Annotated in this window: 12 protein-coding genes and 1 pseudogene; 6 read left to right on the forward strand and 7 right to left on the reverse strand. The window is 74.5% G+C overall.

The annotated features are described in order from the left end of the window. Nucleotides 1-15 precede the first annotated feature (15 nt). From OG553_RS03260 to OG553_RS03270, 3 genes are all read right to left on the reverse strand, one after another. Complete coding sequence (locus OG553_RS03260; RefSeq protein ID WP_405977495.1) at nt 16-876, reverse strand: Fpg/Nei family DNA glycosylase; 861 nt, start codon at nt 874-876, stop codon at nt 16-18. 139 nt (nt 877-1,015) lie between these two features. Beyond that, entirely contained in the window at nt 1,016-3,079 is a 2,064-nt protein-coding gene (locus OG553_RS03265) for a SpoIIE family protein phosphatase (protein WP_405982937.1), read from the reverse strand. A 156-nt stretch (nt 3,080-3,235) separates the two neighbouring features. Continuing rightward, on the reverse strand, nt 3,236-4,660 hold the full coding sequence (locus tag OG553_RS03270) for a DUF6777 domain-containing protein (RefSeq protein ID WP_405977496.1): 1,425 nt from the start codon (nt 4,658-4,660) through the stop codon (nt 3,236-3,238). Between the two features lie 90 nt (nt 4,661-4,750). Between OG553_RS03270 and OG553_RS03275 the strand changes: the two genes are divergently transcribed. Further along, on the forward strand, nt 4,751-6,190 hold the full coding sequence (locus OG553_RS03275) for a lipase maturation factor family protein (RefSeq protein WP_405977497.1): 1,440 nt from the start codon (nt 4,751-4,753) through the stop codon (nt 6,188-6,190). Here the strand turns inward: OG553_RS03275 and OG553_RS03280 are convergent. Both OG553_RS03280 and OG553_RS03285 read right to left on the reverse strand, forming a co-directional pair. Then, nucleotides 6,176-7,159, reverse strand: a complete 984-nt coding sequence (locus OG553_RS03280) for an NAD-dependent epimerase/dehydratase family protein (RefSeq protein ID WP_405977498.1) — start codon at nt 7,157-7,159, stop codon at nt 6,176-6,178. The genes OG553_RS03275 and OG553_RS03280 overlap by 15 nt on opposite strands. 224 nt (nt 7,160-7,383) lie before the next feature. After that, on the reverse strand, nt 7,384-7,554 hold the full coding sequence (locus tag OG553_RS03285; RefSeq protein ID WP_405977499.1) for a hypothetical protein: 171 nt from the start codon (nt 7,552-7,554) through the stop codon (nt 7,384-7,386). A gap of 296 nt (nt 7,555-7,850) precedes the next feature. Here OG553_RS03285 and OG553_RS03290 point away from each other — a divergent pair, with 296 nt between their 5' ends. Next, complete coding sequence (locus OG553_RS03290; RefSeq protein WP_405977500.1) at nt 7,851-8,261, forward strand: hypothetical protein; 411 nt, start codon at nt 7,851-7,853, stop codon at nt 8,259-8,261. Between the two features lie 44 nt (nt 8,262-8,305). Here OG553_RS03290 and OG553_RS03295 read toward each other — a convergent pair whose 3' ends face one another. Next, nucleotides 8,306-9,781 carry an SDR family NAD(P)-dependent oxidoreductase gene (locus tag OG553_RS03295; RefSeq protein ID WP_405977501.1) on the reverse strand — a complete coding sequence of 492 codons (1,476 nt, stop codon included), beginning with the start codon at nt 9,779-9,781 and terminating at the stop codon, nt 8,306-8,308. A gap of 280 nt (nt 9,782-10,061) precedes the next feature. On the opposite strand from OG553_RS03295, the pseudogene OG553_RS03300 reads away from it, so the two are divergent. Further along, nucleotides 10,062-10,787: pseudogene (locus OG553_RS03300) on the forward strand (DMT family transporter); the annotation flags it as partial. A gap of 111 nt (nt 10,788-10,898) precedes the next feature. On the opposite strand, the gene OG553_RS03305 reads toward OG553_RS03300, so the two are convergent. Further along, nucleotides 10,899-12,335 carry a transglycosylase family protein gene (locus OG553_RS03305; protein ID WP_405977502.1) on the reverse strand — a complete coding sequence of 479 codons (1,437 nt, stop codon included), beginning with the start codon at nt 12,333-12,335 and terminating at the stop codon, nt 10,899-10,901. Nucleotides 12,336-12,599: 264 nt separating this feature from the next. On the opposite strand from OG553_RS03305, the gene OG553_RS03310 reads away from it, so the two are divergent. From OG553_RS03310 to OG553_RS03320, 3 genes are all read left to right on the forward strand, one after another. Beyond that, nucleotides 12,600-13,739 (forward strand): hypothetical protein, encoded by a 1,140-nt coding sequence (locus tag OG553_RS03310; protein ID WP_405977503.1) that lies wholly within the window; start codon nt 12,600-12,602, stop codon nt 13,737-13,739. 84 nt (nt 13,740-13,823) lie between these two features. Beyond that, complete coding sequence (acnA, locus tag OG553_RS03315; RefSeq protein WP_405977504.1) at nt 13,824-16,520, forward strand: aconitate hydratase AcnA; 2,697 nt, start codon at nt 13,824-13,826, stop codon at nt 16,518-16,520. Then, nucleotides 16,517-17,092 (forward strand): NADPH-dependent FMN reductase, encoded by a 576-nt coding sequence (locus OG553_RS03320; RefSeq protein WP_405977505.1) that lies wholly within the window; start codon nt 16,517-16,519, stop codon nt 17,090-17,092. The genes acnA and OG553_RS03320 overlap by 4 nt, the downstream gene beginning before the upstream one ends. Nucleotides 17,093-17,096 lie beyond the last annotated feature (4 nt).

Raw genomic sequence — 17,096 nt, forward strand, 5'->3', positions numbered from 1 at the left:
TACGCAGAGGACCCGCTACTTGAGGAGGCGGGAGAGCCTGCGATCGGCGAGCGGCTTGCCGCCGGTCTGGCAGGTGGGGCAGTACTGGAGCGAGGAGTCGGCGAAGGACACCGAGCGGACGGTGTCCCCGCACACCGGGCAGGGCTCGCCGTCCCGGCCGTGGACCCGCAGCCCGCTCTTCTTCTCGGCCTTCAGGTCCTGGGCCGCCAGCCCGTGGGCCCGCTCCACGGCCGCCCGCAGGGTGTCCCGTACGGCCCCGTAGAGGTGGGTGACCTGCTCCTCGTCGAACGAGGCGGCCAGTTTGAACGGCGAGACCTTCGCGGCGTGCAGGATCTCGTCGCTGTACGCGTTGCCGATCCCGGCGATCACGCTCTGGTCGCGGAGCACGCCCTTGATCTGCCGGCGCTCCCCGGCCAGCAGCTCGGCGAAGGCCTCCCGGTCGAAGCCCCCGTCGAGCGGGTCGGGGCCGAGCCGGGCGATGCCGGGGACCTCCAGGGGGTCGCGGACGACGTACGCGGCGAGGCGCTTCTGCGTGCCCGCCTCGGTGAGGTCGAAGCCGCCTCCGCCCTCCAGGACGAGGCGCAGCGCGAGCGGCCCCTTGCCGGGGCGGGGCGGCTGCGCGGGGAACTCCTCGCGCCAGCGGAGCCAGCCCGCGCGGGCCAGGTGGGTGACGAGGTGGAGCCCGCCGACGCGCAGCGCGAGGAACTTGCCGTACCGGGCCACGGGTCCGGCGGGCTGCCCTTCGAGGGCGGTGGGGGGAGGGTCGTACGTCTTGAGCACGCTGACGGCGAGCGGGAGGACGCGTTCGACCACCCGCCCGGCGAGGTGCTCGTCGAGGAACTCCCTGAGGGCCTCGACCTCCGGCAGCTCGGGCACCCTCCCAGCCTGGCGCCTCTGCCCGCGGCGCGCGACCGGGACGCCCTGGGGCGGGGTGGCCGGCCCGCGACCGGAACCGCCTCGGACGGCACGGCGCAGCCCGGGGTGCCGGGAGCCCGGGTGCCGGGAGGCCAGGGGCTCAGCCCATCACGAACTCGCACCACACGCACTTGCCGCTGCCCCGGGACTCCACGCCCCAGACGTCCGCCAGCCGGTCCACCAGCATCAGGCCCCGCCCCGACACCCCCGCCTCCCCCGCCTCGCGGCGGCGCGGGAGGGCGCTGGAGCGGTCCTCCACCTCCACCCGGAGCCGGCGTTCCGGGCCGGTCAGGACGCGCAGGGTCACGATGGCCGGGCCGTCGGTGTGCATCAGGGCGTTCACGATCAGCTCGTCCGCGACCAGTTCGATCTCGTCGGCCCGCTCCCGCGCGCCCCACGAGCGCACCGCCGCCCCGATCATGTGCCGGGCGGCGACGAGCGCCTCGGGGTCCCCGGGGGCCACGTGCTGCTGGAGCCGGCCGCCGCCGGGCCGGGTGTCCTCGCCCTGGCGGCGCAGCAGGAGCAGGGCCATGTCGTCGTCGCCGCCCCGGTCGTCGACGACCTCGCACAGCCGGTCGGCGAGCCGCTGGAGGTCGGCGGGGCCGGCCTTGACCAGGGAGGTCAGCAGGGTGACGCCGTCGTCGAGGTCGGCGCCGGGCTGTTCGACCAGCCCGTCGGTGCACAGCAGGAGCGTTTCGCCCGGGTCGAGTTCCACGGTGGTCACGGGGTACTCCAGCCGCCCGAACTCCGCCGACAGGCCCAGCGGCATCCCGCCCTCCACCGGCAGCCTGCGGCACTCCCCGTCGCGGGTGCGCAGGAGCGGGTCGATGTGGCCGGCGCGCACCAGCTGGAGGACGCCGGTGGAGAGGTCCGCCTCCACGTAGGTGCAGGTCGCGAAGCGGTCGGTGTCCAGTTCGTACAGGAACACCGAGGCCCTGGCCATGACCGTGCCCGGGGAGTGCCCCTCGGCGGCGTAGGCGCGCAGCACGATGCGCAACTGGCCCATGACGGCCGCCGCGTGGGTGTCGTGGCCCTGCACGTCGCCGATGACGGCGCCGACCCGGCCGCCGGGCAGCGGGATGACGTCGTACCAGTCGCCGCCGATGTCCTGGCCCATCCGGGCGGACCGGTAGCGCACGGCGATCTGGGCCCCGGGGACGGCGGGGATCCGGCGGGGCAGCATGGCCTGCTGGAGGCCCTCGGCGAGGTCGTGCTCCTGTTCCAGCAGCATGGCGCGCTGGAGGCTCTGGGCGATGCTGCTGCCCAGGGCGACGAGCAGGTTCCGCTCGTCCTGGGTGAAGCCGTCCTTGTCCTGGTAGAGCAGTCCGATCGCGCCGATCGGCCGGGCCTGCGCGATCAGCGGCAGGTAGGCGGCGGCCGATATCCGCATGTACGAGATCTTCGACCAGAGGTCCGGATAGCCCTCGGCGAACTCCTCGGCCGAGTCGAGGAAGCGGGGCTGGAGGGAGCGGACGACCTCGCTCATGGGGTACTGCTCGTCGATGCGGGTGTAGCGGGTGCCGGGGACGAAGCTGTCGGCGGGGCCCTCGGCCACCAGGTGGATCCGGCCGGCCTCGACGAGTCCCATCACCATGCCCATGGAGCCGAGCCGCTCCAGTCCGTGGGCGTCGCCGATGACGTCGATGACGTCGCGTACGGTCCGGGCGTGCGCGAGGGCGGCGGTGGTGCTCTCGACCACGCTGGTCCGGCGCTGCCGCTCCTCGTCGAGGCCGAGGCGTTCGGCGGAGTGGCTGAGCTCCTCGGTGGCGTCGCGGACGATGCCGATGATCCGGTACGGGCGGCCGGCCGGGTCGCGCATGACGCGGCCCTGGGTGTGGGTCCAGCGCAGGGCGCCGTCGCGGCAGCGGATGCGGAAGTACGCGCCGTAGGTGTCGACGCCGCTCTTGAGGGCGCTGGAGACGAGGGCGTCCAGCCGGGCGGACTCGGCGGGCGGGACGCGCGGGGAGAGCGATCCCGGCCGTCCGTCGTACTCGTCCGGGGTCGTGTCGAAGACGTCGAGGGCCGCCGTGTCCATGTGCATGAGCCCGGTGACCAGGTCCCAGTCGAAACTGCCCATCCGGTTCAGTGACAGGGAACGGTCCGCGTGTGCGGGCCAGTCCTCCGGCAGCGATACGGTGCTCGGCACCGGTCCACCATGACACAGCGCGGCGTCAGGCGCTCTCCAGGTACGGGGGCTGGTCGGTGCCCTGCTGTCCGTCGGGGAGACCGTCCGGGAAGCCGTCCGGGGCGGCGGGGTCGAGCGGGTCCGGGGTCGAGCCGGGGTCGTTGCCGGTGCCCGGTCCGTCGTCCGGGGTGTGGGTCAGGCCCTGGTCGGGCGGGACGGTGCCGGGCAGGTCGCGCGGGAGGTCGCCGTTCGCGTCGGGCGGGGTGGCGGCGGGGCCGTCGGACGGGGGCAGGCCGCCACCGGGGACGTCCTGCGGGGCGGCGGGGGCGCGCGGGACGGCGGCGGCGGAGGAGGGGCAGGGGCTGGGGGCCGGCGAGGGGGTGGCCGCACCCGGGCCGACGGGGTCCGCGGCCGGCGGGCCGGCGGCACCCGGGGCGGCGGGGGCGGACGGGGCGGCCGGGGGCGCCGCCGGGTCCAGGCCGGGCGGCGGGACCAGGTCCGACGCGGGCGGCTCCCCCGCGTCCAGGCCCGGCGGCGGGACCAGGTCCGACGCGGGCGGCTCCCCCAGGTCCAGGCCCGGCGGCGGGACCAGGTCCGAGGCCGGGGGCTCCGCCGCGAAGGCGTCGGGCGCGGCCGCGCCGGGGCCCGCGGCCGGGGGCCGGCCGGCGGGGCCGGGGGGCCGGCCGGCGGCGGGGTGGGGGCCGGGGCGGTCCGCACCCGGCCGTCCGCCTCCGCACCGGCGCAGGGGTCGTCGGTCGGGGTCGCGGGGGCGTCGGGGATGCCGTCGGCCGGGTCGTAGGGGGGAACGGTCCTGGGGGGCTTGTCCTGGGCGCCGTCGTCGCCCGCCTTGCGCTCGATCCAGGTGTTGTCGGCGAGGTTCACGATGACCAGCCGCTTGATCACCTGGATGGTCGGCTCGACGACGATGACCTGCGTCGGCTGGTAGCCGTTCCACTGGTCGCCCTTGAGGACCGGGCTCCCCTTGGCGGAGCGCGGGGCGGCCAGGGGGTTTCCGCAGCCGCAGCGCACCCGGGGCATGCCGTGGTCGTCGACGAGCACGGCCGTGCCCGCCTGGAGCACCGCCTGGTAGCCCTCGGCCCGGCCGTCCCGGAACCCGTGGTTGGTGACGCGGGTGTCGGCCCGCAGCACCACGGGCGTGAGGGCGCGCAGGAAGTCGGGGACCTTCTCCTGTTCGATCCCGGCGGCCTGGGCGAAGGAGCGGGCCTTGGCGGCGTCCGAGGTGAGGAAGGCGACCTGGCGTTCCACGTCGCAGCTGCCGAGCCGGTTGGTGCCGCCGTACAGGCCCGGGGTGGCGGCGCCGACCGTGCGGATGCCGCGGCCGCTCGCGTTGGGCAGCGGGGGCTGGACGGGGGCCGACTCGGCGGTGGCGGAGGAGGGGGTGAAGGGGTCGGGTCCGGCGGCGCCGACGGGCTGGAGGGTCAGGGCCTGGCTTTCGGGGACCGGGCCCTTGGTCTGTTCGGGGCCGGAGCCGCCGCAGCCGGCGGCGATCAGACCGAGGGCCGCCAAGAGGGCCGTGCGGGCGGGAACGTGACGGCGCGGTGCCTGACGGCGCGCTGCCTGACGGGATGTCGGTGCGGGCACGTCGTTCAGGTCGTTCACGCTGCTCTCCCTTTTCGCCCCGGTTGCTCCCTCTTGTCTGCCGCATGTCCCGGGGTGCCGCAACCGGAGCGCCGCCGGATACTGGAGGAGATGGAGTGGTTCACCGCGCCCGGCTACTGGCTGGGGCGGCTGGTCTTCCAGCGGGCCCTGGCCGGTGTCTACGTCTTCGCCTTCGTCGGGGCCGCCCTGCAGTTCCGGGCACTGATCGGGGCGCACGGCATGCTGCCCGTCCCGCGCTACGTGCGGTACGTGCCCTTCCGGCACGCCCCGAGCCTGTTCCAACTCCGCTACTCCGACCGGCTGTTCGCATGCTGCGCGTGGGCTGGGGCGGCGGTGGCCGCGGCGCTGGCGGCGGGTGTGGGGGACCTGGTGCCGCTGGCCGCCGCCATGGGGATGTGGGCGGTCCTGTGGCTGCTGTACCTCTCCATCGTCAACGTGGGCCAGACCTGGTACTCCTTCGGCTGGGAGTCCCTGCTGCTGGAGGTCGGCTTCCTCGCCGTCTTCCTCGGCAACGCCCGGGTCGGGCCGCCCGTGCTGGTGCTGTGGCTGCTGCGGTGGGTGCTCTTCCGGGTGGAGTTCGGCGCCGGGCTGATCAAGATGCGGGGCGACGCCTGCTGGCGGGGGCTGACCTGCCTCTACTACCACCACGAGACGCAGCCGATGCCGAACCCGCTGAGCTGGTTCTTCCACCGTCTGCCGAAGCCGCTGCACCGGGTGGAGTGCGCGGCGAACCACGTCACCCAACTGGTGGTCCCGGTCCTGCTTTTCACCCCGCAGCCGGTGGCCTCGTACGCGGCGGGGATCATGGTGGCCACCCAGCTGTGGCTGGTGCTGTCCGGGAACTTCGCCTGGCTGAACTGGCTGACGATCACCCTCGCCCTCTCGGCGGTGGACTTCACGGGGATCGCCGGCCCGCCGCCGGCCGCCGCCTCGCACGGGGCGCCCGTCTGGTACGCGGTCCTGGTGTGCGCGGTGACCGTGCTGGTGCTGGCGCTGAGCCGGCACCCGGTGGCGAACCTCGTCTCGCACCGCCAGGTGATGAACCGCTCCTTCGACTCCCTGCACCTGGTCAACACGTACGGGGCCTTCGGCACGGTCGGCCGGATCCGCGACGAGGTGGTCGTCGAGGGCACCGCCGACCCCGTCCCCCGCGAGGACGGGGACTGGCGTGAGTACGGCTTCAAGGGAAAGCCGGGGGAACTCCGCCGGGTCCCGCGCCAGTTCGCCCCCTACCACCTGAGGCTCGACTGGCTTATGTGGTTCGCGGCGCTCTCCCCCGGCTACGCCCGTGACTGGTTCGGGCCGTTCGTGGAGCGGCTGCTGGCGGGCGACCGGGACACGCTGCGGCTGCTCCGCCACAACCCCTTCCCGGACGCCCCGCCGCGTTTCGTGCGGGCCAGGCTGTACCGCTACCGGTTCACCACCTGGCGGGAGCTGCGCGATACGGGTGCCTGGTGGCACCGCCGGCTGCTGCGCGAGTACCTGCCGCCGACCCGTCTCGCGGAGGCCGCCGCCTCAGAGCCCGAGTAGGGCCGCCTCCCGTTCCGCGGAGATCCCCTTCTCCTGGACGTCGGGGCGCATCGGGGCCGCGCCGCCGATCGAGCGGATCCAGGCCCAGGTGTCGGCGACGGTCTCCTCGACCGGCCGGCAGACCAGGCCCGCGGCGAGGGCCTTGGTGACGTCGCTGCCGAACATGTAGTCGTGAAGCTCGCCCTCCGGGAGCCAGATCGGCAGTTCCGTCCAGGGTTCGACGCCGGCCTCACGGATGACGGCCTCGTCGGTCCAGCGCAGCTCGGGCGCGGCGCCGGTGGCGGCGGCGCAGGCGTCCAGGAGGCTGCCCATGGTGGCGTGACCGGACGGGGAGACCAGGTCGTAGGGCCCGCCGAGGCCGGTCGCGGCGGCGTCCAGGGTCCAGTGCGCGAGGTCGCGCACGTCGATGTACTGGAGCGGCAGGTCCCGGCGGCCGGGGGCGATCATGGGGCCGCCCCGGGCGGCGCGGTTCAGCCACCAGGGCAGCCGGCCGACGTTCTCGTACGGGCCGAGTACCAGCCCGCAGCGCACGATCAGGGCGCGGTCGCCGAAGGCGTCGAGGGCGGCGAGCTCGCTGCCCCGCTTGTCGGCGGCGTAGGCGGTCGCGCCGGCGTCGGGCGAGCCGTCGACCACCGGGCCGTCCTCGGTGAGGCCGGCGGGGGCGGGGTAGGCGTACACCGAGCGGCTGGAGACGTACGCGTACCGGCCGGCCCGGGCGGCGAGCAGCCGGGCGGTGTCGCGGACGGCCGTGGGGGCGCCGCCCCAGGTGTCGACGACCAGGTCCCACTTCCCGTCGGCGAGGGCGGTGAGCCCGCCGGGGGCGGTGCGGTCGCCGTGCAGCGCGGCGGTTCCGGGCGGGGGCGCGTGGTGTCCCCGGTGGAAGACGGTCACGTCCCAGCCGCGGTCCAGGGCGTCCTCGGTGATCGCGCGCCCGACGAATTCGGTCCCACCCAGCATCAGGAGTCTCATGGGCACGACCCTGCCGGGCGCGGCGGATCGGCGGAAGGCTTGATCGCCCACGGCGATGACGCTGAGGGCGTAGGGCCGGCGGGAACCCCGGCGGGCGGGGGCCGTCGCACGTGCCGCGCCCCCGTCGCCGTCGGGCGCGGGGGCGCGGATCCGGTCTGCGGGTCCCGGGCCAGGGGGTCCTGCCGGGGCCTGGTGCCGTCGGCCGGTGCCGTCAGTCGATGCCGTCAGTCGATGCCGGGCAGGATGTGCGGCTCCGCGAGGTCGTCCTCGTAGCCGGCCAGCCGGATGGGGGCGGAGCGGGCCCAGACCTCAAGGCTGCCGAGTTCGTCGGACCGGGTGGTCGCCCCCCGTCCGGTGAGCTCCAGAGTCGGGTCGGTCTTCTTGGTCTCAGTCACCGCGCACTCCCTTGTGTCGCGTAACCCGGCGGGCGGGACCGCGCGCCGGATAGGGGGATTCAGAGGTTCGTCCGGACGCGGTGGCGCCTTGGTGGAGCGGGTGCCCGGGTGGGGGCTCCTTGCGCCTTAGGGTACACATATGAGCGGGGGTCCGCTCGATGGAACGGTAAAATCCGCGCTGGACCGCTTGTTTTCGCCCCGAGTTCAGGAAGTCGTACGTCGGCGTGTCCGCCGGGGCTGATCTGCTCGACGGCGGTGGCGCGTGCGCGCGGACGACGGAGGGAGCCGTTGTGGCTATGTCGGGGTTGCCCACGATCGACAGTGTCGACGAGCTGATGGAACTCCTGCACGCGCACCGGGGCGGCCGGGGGCTCCAGACGGCGGCCCTGCTCCGCCGCTCGCACCCCTTCGACAAGGAGCTCCAAGTGGCCGGGCTGGTCCACTTCCTGGGACCGCTGCTGTCGGACCGGGGCGGCGACGCGGCCGAGGCGGTCCGCCCCCTCCTGGGCGACCGGGTGGCCCGTCTGACGAGGGCCGACGGGCCGGCCGCGGCCGGGGACGCGGCGGCCGAGGCGCTGCGCCAGGCGGTGCGGTCGGGCGGCACGTCGGGGCTGGACGCCGGGGTGGTGGAGGACTGGCGGCCGCTGCTGGAGCTGGTCGCGGCGGGGGCCTACGGAATCCAGGGGACGGTTCGCCCGTACGAGTGAGGGGCCGGTCGTCTCGGCGAGACGGCCGGCCCCTCGTGGCCCGTTTACCAGTTGGCGGGGGCGTAGTCCTTGAGGAAGACCCCGTAGAGGTCCTCGCCGGCCTCGCCGCGGACGACCGGGTCGTAGACGCGGGCGGCGCCGTCGACCAGGTCGAGGGGGGCGTGGAAGCCCTCCTCGGCGAGGCGCAGCTTGTCGAAGTGCGGGCGCTCGTCGGTGATCCAGCCGGTGTCGACCGAGGTCATCAGGATGCGGTCGGTCTGGAACATCTCCTGGCCGCTGGTCCGCGTCACCATGTTCATCGCGGCCTTGGCGGCGTTGGTGTTGGGGTGGCCGGCGCCCTTGTAGCCGCGGCTGAAGACGCCCTCCATCGCCGAGACGTTGACGACGTAGGCGCGCCCGCTGGCGGCCTTGCGGGCGGCCTCGGCCATCGACGGGCGCAGGGCGCTGATCAGGATGAACGGCGAGGTGTAGTTGCACAGCTGGGTTTCGAGCAGCTCGACCGGGGTGATCTGGTCGATGGTCTGCACCCAGGTGTTGGACTCGACGACGTCGGGCAGCAGGCCGCCGGCGTCGATGGCGGTGCCCGCGAGGTGCCGCTCCAGGCTGGCGTTGCCCGCGACGAGGGCGAGGTCGGCGACCTTCTGGGCCTCCAGCCCGCTGACGCCGACGGGCAGCGCGGCCAGGCCGTCGACCGCTCCGGAGTTGAAGGCGCCGATGACGTGGTGGGCGGGGAGCTCGCCGGCCGGCAGCGGGGCGCTCTCGCCCTCGACGAGGGCGGCGTACGCGGTGGGGAGGCGGCGGACGGTCTGCGTCGCGTTGTTGATCAGGATGTCGAGGGGGCCGGCGGCGGCCACCTGCTCGGCGAGGGCCACGGACTGGGCCGGGTCGCGCAGGTCGATGCCGACGACCTCCAGGCGGTGCATCCAGTCGGCCGAGTCCTCCATCGCCTTGAAGCGGCGAATGGCGTCCTTGGGGAAGCGGGTGGTGATCGTCGTGTGCGCGCCGTCGCGCAGCAGCCGCAGCGCGATGTACATGCCGATCTTGGCCCGGCCGCCGGTGAGCAGCGCGCGCTTGCCGGCGAGGTCCGCGCGGGCCTCCCGCCTGGACCGGTTCTCGGTGGCGCAGTCCGGGCAGAGCTGGTGGTAGAAGTAGTCGACCTCGACGTACCGGGTCTTGCAGACGTAGCAGGAGCGGGGGCGCTGGAGTATCCCGGCGATCCGGCCGGCCTCGGTGACGGAGGTGGGCAGGATGCCCTCGGTCTCGTCGTCGATGCGCTCGGCGGAGCCGGTCGCGGTCGCCTCGGTGACGGCCTTGTCGTTGGCGGTCTTGGCGGCGCGGCGCTCCTGGCGGCGACGCTGCTTCACCGTGCGGTAGATGCCGGCGGTGGCACGGCGTACGGTGATGGCGTCGGGGTGGTCGACGTCGATCTTGTCGAGCTCGTCGAGCACGCTGAGGCAGACGGCGAGGCGCTCGGGGTCGATGCCCGGCCCGTATGCGTGGTTGTCTTCGGTCACCGTCATGGCCGCTGCCGTTCCCTGTTCGCTCGTCCGCGTCCGCCTGCTGCGGAAGTCCCCAAAACGGAAACTGTACGGATCCGACACGCCCGGGTCCAAACCCGTTCCCGTCCGCCTCACGGACCGCGAGGGGCCTGTCACGGTATGGAGGGGATCAAGGCCCTTCATCCCCCTCGGGCGGCTTGCGCGTACTCCCGGTGGTGTATGCCAGGAGGATGACTCGGCCCGTGATCAAGGGTTCTCCGGGCGGATGAACGGCGGGCCCCTTTGGGGCATGGTGGATCTCATGAGTGCCCTGGCCCTGTCGGTTCTGCTCTGCCTGGTCTCCGCCGTCGCGTACGCGGGCGGCGCGATCGTCCAGGAACACGTGGCGGCGAGTTCACCGGACCGCCCCTACGCGCCGCTGCGCCGCGCCGGCTGGTGGGCGGCGGTGGCGCTGAACGGCCTGGGCTCGCTGCTGCACGTGGTGGCGCTGGCGTACGGGCCGCTGAGCCTGGTGCAGCCGCTGGGTGCGCTGACCATCGTCTTCGCGCTCCCGATGGCGGCCGTGTTCGTACGGCGCCGGGCGGGCGCGGCCGCCTGGCGCGGGGCGCTGCTGGCGACGGCGGGCCTGGCCGGGCTGCTGGCCCTGACGGGCGGCGAGGGGGCGGGGCGGCAGGCCCTGGCGGGCGGGGAGCGGAGCCTGCTGCTCGCGGTGACGGCGGCCGGGGTGGCGGTGCTGGTCCTGGCTGCGGGGCGGATGCGCCGGGCGGTGCTGCGCAGCGTGCTGCTGGCCGCGGCGGCCGGTACGGCCTTCGGGATGGGTTCGGTGTTCACCAAGTCGGTGGCCGAGGGTTTCTCGCCGGGCGGGCTCGGCGGCCTGTGGCCGGACCTGGCGGCGATCGCCGTGCTGGCGGCCGGCGGGCTGCTGCTGTCGCAGGCGGCCTACCGGGGCGCGGGCCTGACCGCGCCGCTGGCCACGGTGACGGTGGTCAACCCGGTGGTCGCGGCGGCGGTCGGGATCTCGCTGTTCGACGAGGGCTTCCGGTACGGGACCGCCGGGGCGGTGGCGGCGCTGGCGAGCGGCGCGCTGGCGGCGGCCGGCCTGGTCCTGCTCACGGCCGTGCCGCCGCACGTGCGGGGGTCAGATTCCGACGCCCTTGTTCCGGAGGTACTTCAGCGGGTCGATGTCGGAGCCGTAGCCGGGGGCGGAGCGCATCTCGAAGTGCAGGTGCGGGCCGCTGGAGTTGCCGGTCGAGCCGGAGCGGCCGATCCGCTGGCCGCCGGAGACCTGCTGGCCGGCCTTGACGCCGAGCGCGGACAGGTGGGCGTACTGGGAGTAGCGGCCGTCGGAGTGCTTGATGACGACCTGGTAGCCGTAGGCCCCGGCCCAGCCGGCCGACTCGACCGTGCCGGGTCCGACGGCCTTGACGCTGGTGCCGGTCGGCACCGGGAAGTCGACGCCCGTGTGGTAGCCGCTGGACCAGGAGGATCCCGCGACGCGGTAGGCGGTGCCGATGCCGGCGTCGACGGGGGCGGTGAAGGCGCCGCCGCCCGAGGCGGGCTTCTGCTCCGCTGAGACGGGCTTGCCCGCGGGCTTGGAGGCCGGCTCGGGCTTGGGCTTCTCGGCGGGCTTGGACTGCTCGGGCTGGGGCTTCGGCTTCTCGGCCGGCTTGGACTGCTCCGGCTGGGGCTTGGGCTGCTCGGGCTTCGCCTGCTCCGGCTTCTGCTGCTCGGGCTTCTGCTGCTCCGGCTTGGGAGCGGCCGGTTCCACGGGCTTGACCGGCTCGGCGGTGCGCGGCGGCTTCTCGGGGTTCTGGGCGGGCGGGGCGGTGGTGATCCGGAGGGTGAGCCGCTGGCCCGGGAAGATCAGGTTGGGGTTGCCGCCGACGGTGGCGCGGTTCGTCTCGTAGAGGGCCTGCCAGCCGCCCTCCACGTGCTGTTCGCCGGCGATCGTCGAGAGGGAGTCCCCGGGGGCGACCACGTACGGGTTCGGCAGGACGGAGGTGCCGGTCGGGCGGGGCATGCTGACGGGGGTCGGGGTGGTGGCCTTGGTCGCCCGGACCAGGTCCTTGTGCGCCTGGCCCGAGGGCGTGGCGGCCGGTTCGGGCGACGGCTTGTCCGAAGCCTTGGCGGCGGGTTTGACGGCGGGCTTGGCCGCGGGCTTCGCGGGGGCCTTGGTGTCGAGGGCGGGGGCCGGCCCGCTGCGGCTGAGCCCGGCCTGGGGGCCGCACGCGGGCCAGGCCCGGGGGCCCTGCCCCTTGAGGACCTTCTCGGCGACCGCGATCTGCTGGGCCTTGGTGGCGAGGTCGGCGCGCGGGGCGTAGGCGGTGCCGCCGAATTCGCGCCAGGTGCTCTGGCTGAACTGGAGCCCGCCGTAGTAGCCGTTGCCGGTGTTGATCTGCCAGTTGTTGGTGGATTCGCAGGCGGCGACCTTGTTCCAGGTGTCCACGGACGCGGCCTGCGCGTCCGTGGCGCCGATGAGGGGGAGCGCGATCCCGGCGCCACCTGCGGTGACGACGAGCGAGGCCCGGTTGATGCTGCTCGGCTGGTACCGGCGGTGCCGGCCCCGTACACCCATGGGAGCCCCCTAGAAGACATCAGGAACCGCACAACCTAACGGCGGCCCGATGAGCTGACAAGGGCGACAACCAGCCGTGGCGCGGCGTGAGTTGACGATCGCACAGTTCTGCTGCGGGGTCCGGCGATTCCGCGGATCCACGACGGGACCCCGGTCCGTCACGTCCCCGATTTAGGGGACATTGAGGGGGATTGACCCTTCCGGAGGGCGCTGCTGATCATCGTTCCATTCCCCGTTCCAGCCGGAAGGATTCAGGAGCCGACCATGAGCATCCGCGAAGATCTGGTCCTTGAGGACACCACGCTCCGCGATGGCGAACAGACCCCGGGCGTCGCCTTCTCGAAGGAGACGAAGACGAAGATCCTCGACGCCCTGGTCGCCGCCGGCGTCACCTCCGTCGAGATCGGCATCCCCGCCATGGGCGGTGAGGAACTCGACTTCATCAGGTCCTGCGTGGACCGCCAGGACGAGGCCCGGCTCGTCGTCTGGCACCGGGGTGTCAGGGAGGACGTCGAGCGCTCGATCGACATGGGCTTCAAGGCCGTCCACATCGGCCTGCCCACCTCCGCCGGGCACCTCAGGGCCAGTGTCCGCAAGGACCGCACCTGGCTGCTGGCCACCGCCACGGACCTGGTGAAGATGGCCAAGGACCGCGGCGCGTACGTCTCGATCAGCGCCGAGGACATCGCCCGCACGGAGATCTCGTTCCTCCAGGAGTACGCGGGCGTGGTCCACGAGGCGGGCGCCGACCGGCTGCGCCTGTCGGACACCGTGGGCCTGCTGGGCCCGGAGGCCTACGGCGAGCGGGTGGCCGCGGTGGGGGAGGCGTCCCCCATCGACACCCAGTGCCACGCCCACAACGACTTCGGGCTCGCCACCGCCAACACCCTGGCCGGCCTCAAGGCCGGAGCGCGCTACTTCCACGTGACGGTCAACGCCATCGGCGAGCGGGCCGGGATGGCGGACCTCGCCCAGGTCGTCGTGGCGCTGAAGAAGCTCTACGACCGGGACCTCGGCATCGACCTGACGAAGCTGAAGGAGGTCAGCCGGCTCGTGGCGCGGGCCGCCAAGCACCCCGTGCTGCCGTGGCAGCCGGTCATCGGGGACAACGTGTTCGCCCACGAGTCGGGCATCCACGCCAACGGCATGCTGCGCGACACGTCCACCTTCGAGCCCTTCCCGCCCGAGCACGTGGGCGGCGAGCGGCGCTACGTGCTGGGCAAGCACTCCGGCCGCGCGCTGATCGCCTGGTCCCTGGAACAGCAGGGCATCGAGCCGCGGGAGGACCTGCTCGGCCCCTGCCTGGACGAGGTGCGCCGGCAGTCGATCCACACCTCCGGCGCGGTGCCCCCGGAGGACCTGGCCGCCATCTACCGCAGGGCCCTCGCCCAGGTCGCCGCCTGACCCCTGCCCCGCCCGCCGGCCCGGTGCCCCTCCCCCTTCCGGCACCGGCCCGGCGCGGCCCCGACGAAGCGTGAAGGGTCAACCATGCACGACTTGCTGCGCTCCCTGCCCCCGTCGCACGGAGCGGGCCGGTACGTCAGCCTGGCCGCGGCCGAGGAGAACGGGCTGACCGGTCTCGGTGCCGCGCCCCGCAGCGTCCGCGTCCTCGTGGAGAACCTCCTGCGGGCCGCCGTGAGGAGCGGTGACGAGGCGGCGCCCGCCGCGGCCATGGCCTCCTCCGCCGCGCTGCTCTCCGCCTGCGCGGGGGCGGGGCCCGAGGAGGAGATCGTCCTCAGCCCCACCCGGCTCGTCCTCCAGGACCACACGGGCGTCCCCGTACTGTCGGACCTCGCCTCCCTGCGGTCCCTGCTCGCCGAGCGGGGGCTCGATCCGCGCCGCGCGCGGCCCGTGCTCCCGGTGGACCTGGTCGTCGACCACTCGGTCGAGGCGAACGCGTGGGCCCGCCCGGGCGCGCTCGCGCTCAACATGGCCCGCGAGCACGAACTCAACCGCGAGCGCTACCGCTTCCTGCGCTGGGCGCAGCGGGAGATCGGCGGGCTGCGGGTGGTGCCGCCCGGCCGGGGCATCGTCCACCAGATGAACCTGGAGCACCTGGCCAGGGTGGTCATGCCGGACGCCGGGGGCCTGCTCGCCCCGGACTTCGTCCTCGGTACCGATTCGCACACCCCGATGGTCGGCGCGCTGGGCGTGCTCGGCTGGGGCGTCGGCGGCATCGAGGCGGAGACCGCCCTGCTGGGGCATCCGGTGTCGCTGCTGAGCCCGCCCGTGGTGGGCGTGCGGCTGACCGGTGCGCTGCCCGTCGGGAGCACCGCCACGGACCTGGCGCTGATGACGACGCGGTTCCTGCGGGAGACCGGTGTGGTGGGGCAGTTCGTGGAGTTCTTCGGGCCCGGCGTGCGCACCCTGTCGGTCCCGGACCGGGCGACGGTGTCGAACATGGCGCCCGAGTACGGCTGCACGGTCGCCTTCTTCCCGGTGGACGCGGCGACGCTGGAGTACCTGCGGCTGACGGGCCGCCCGGAGCGCGACGTCGCCCTCGCGGAGGCCTACACCAAGGAGCAGGCGCTGTTCGCGCCGGCGGACGGCTCCGCGGAGCCGCTGTGCGCCCGGACCGTGGAGTTCGACCTGTCGTCGGTGGAGCCCAGCGTCGCGGGGCCGCGCAGGCCCCAGGAGCGGCTGTCGCTGAGGGAGGTGCCTGCCAGCTTCCCCGACGGCGACGGAGACGGAGACGGCGGCGGGCCCGGCGGCGGGTCCGGGCGCCGCCGGGCCGGCGGACTGCCGGACGGGGCGGTGGGCATCGCCGCCATCACCAGTTGCACCAACACCTCCAACCCCGAGTCGATGGTCATCGCCGGTCTGGTGGCCCGCAAGGCCGTCGCGCGGGGGCTGAGCGTCCCGCCGTGGGTCAAGACGACGCTGGCCCCCGGCTCCCGCGCGGTGCCCCGCTACCTGGCGGCCGCCGGGCTGCTGCCCGCCCTGGAGCGGCTCGGTTTCGCGGTGGCCGGCTTCGGCTGCACCACCTGCATCGGGAACTCGGGCGGTCTCGCGCCGGCCGCCGAGGACGCGGTGCGGCGGGACGGCACCCGGCTCGCGGCGGTCCTCTCGGGGAACCGCAACTTCGAGGGCCGGATCCATCCGGACGCGGCGGCCGCCTACCTCGCGTCGCCCGCGCTGGTGGTGGCGTACGCGCTGGCGGGGACGGTACGGACCGACCTGGGCGGCGAGCCCCTCGGGATGGACGCGAGCGGGCGCGGCGTACGGCTGTCGGAGCTGTGGCCCTCGCCGTCGGAGATCGCGGTCGCGCTCTCGCACGTGACCGGCGAGCACTTCGCGCCGGAGCGGGAGACCCTGTTCCGGGGCGGCCGCGAGTGGGAGGAACTGGAGTTCCCGCGAGGGCCGGTCTACGACTGGCCGGCCGGGTCCACGTACCTGGTGCGCTCGCCCTTCTTCGACGGCGCCGGGCGCGGGGGCACGGCCGATCTGCGCGGGGCCCGGGTCCTGGTGTTCGCGGGCGACTCGACGACCACCGACCACATCTCCCCCGCCGGAACCATCGCTGCCTCCTCCCCGGCCGGCCGGCACCTGGCCGGCGCGGGCGTGGCGCAGGCCGACTTCAACTCCTACGGCTGCCGCCGAGCCAACCACGAGGTGCTGGTCCGCGGGGCCTTCGCCAATCCGGGCTTCCGCAACCGCCTGACCCCCTCGCACCCCGGCGGCCACACCCTGCACCTGCCCGGCGGCGAGGTGACGACCGTCCACGAGGCGGCGTCCCGGTACGCCGCCGAGGGCACCCCGGTCATCGTCCTGGCGGGCCGGGACTACGGGTTCGGCAGCTCGCGGGACTGGGCGGCCAAGGGCCCGGCGCTGCTCGGGGTACGGGCCGTGCTCGCCGAGAGCTTCGAGCGGATCCACCGGAGCAACCTGGTGGGCATGGGCATCGTCCCGCTCCAGTTCAGGGCCGGGCACGGGCCGCGGGAGCTGGGGCTCACGGGCCGCGAATCGTACGGGATCACCGGCCTGGAAGGGCTGCGCCCGCGCGGGGAGGTCGTCGTACGGGCCCTCGGCCCGGCGGGCGGGCTCGTCGCGGCCTGGCGGATGACGGCCCGCGTGGACACCGCCCGGGAGCTGGACTACGTACGGCGCGGCGGGTTCCTGCGCGCCGTGGCGGCGCCGCTCCTCGAAGCGGAGGCGCCCGCCGCCGGGCCGGGGGCGGCGTCGTGAGGATCGTCGGGATCGGCGGCTCGACCCGCCCCGGCTCCACGGCGGAGCGGGCGCTGCGGGCGGTCCTGGCCGAGGCCGAGCGGCTGGGGGCCCGGGTCAGCCTGCTGGCCGGACCCGATCTGGTCATGCCGTCGTACGACCCCGGCGGGGCGCCGCTGACGCCGGCCGCCAGGCGGCTGGTCGCGGAGGCGGCGCGGGCCGACGGGGTGGTGCTGGCCAGCCCGGCCTACCACGGAGGCATCTCGGGGCTCGTCAAGAACGCCCTCGACCACCTGGAGGAGCTGCGGGACGACCCCAGGCCGTACCTGAGCGGCCGGGCGGTCGGCTGCCTGGCCGTCGGGCAGGGGCACCAGGGCGCGGTCGTCACCCTCGGCGCGCTGCGCGCGGTGACGCACGCGCTGCGCGGCTGGCCCACGCCGCTGGGCGTGGCCCTCGACAGCTCCCGGACCGCCCTGGGGCCGGCCGGGCGGTGCGAGGACGCGCACGTCGAAGGACAGCTGAGGGGCGTCGCGGAGCAGGTCGTCGACTTCGCCCGGATGTCCGCCAACCTTACCGTCACCCTTCATTCCTGAGGAG

Source organism: Streptomyces sp. NBC_00158 (assembly GCF_045160885.1).
In the GTDB taxonomy this organism is placed as follows: domain Bacteria; phylum Actinomycetota; class Actinomycetes; order Streptomycetales; family Streptomycetaceae; genus Streptomyces.

Bases quoted from the DNA above. Each gene is read 5' to 3' on its own strand.
- OG553_RS03310 (WP_405977503.1), top strand. From the start codon at position 12,600: ATGAGCATCCGCGAAGATCTGGTCCTTGAGGACACCACGCTCCGCGAT.
- acnA (WP_405977504.1), top strand. From the start codon at position 13,824: ATGCACGACTTGCTGCGCTCCCTGCCCCCGTCGCACGGAGCGGGCCGG.
- OG553_RS03275 (WP_405977497.1), top strand. From the start codon at position 4,751: ATGGAGTGGTTCACCGCGCCCGGCTACTGGCTGGGGCGGCTGGTCTTC.
- OG553_RS03290 (WP_405977500.1), top strand. From the start codon at position 7,851: ATGTCGGGGTTGCCCACGATCGACAGTGTCGACGAGCTGATGGAACTC.
- OG553_RS03305 (WP_405977502.1), bottom strand. From the start codon at position 12,335: ATGGGTGTACGGGGCCGGCACCGCCGGTACCAGCCGAGCAGCATCAAC.
- OG553_RS03280 (WP_405977498.1), bottom strand. From the start codon at position 7,159: ATGAGACTCCTGATGCTGGGTGGGACCGAATTCGTCGGGCGCGCGATC.
- OG553_RS03295 (WP_405977501.1), bottom strand. From the start codon at position 9,781: ATGACGGTGACCGAAGACAACCACGCATACGGGCCGGGCATCGACCCC.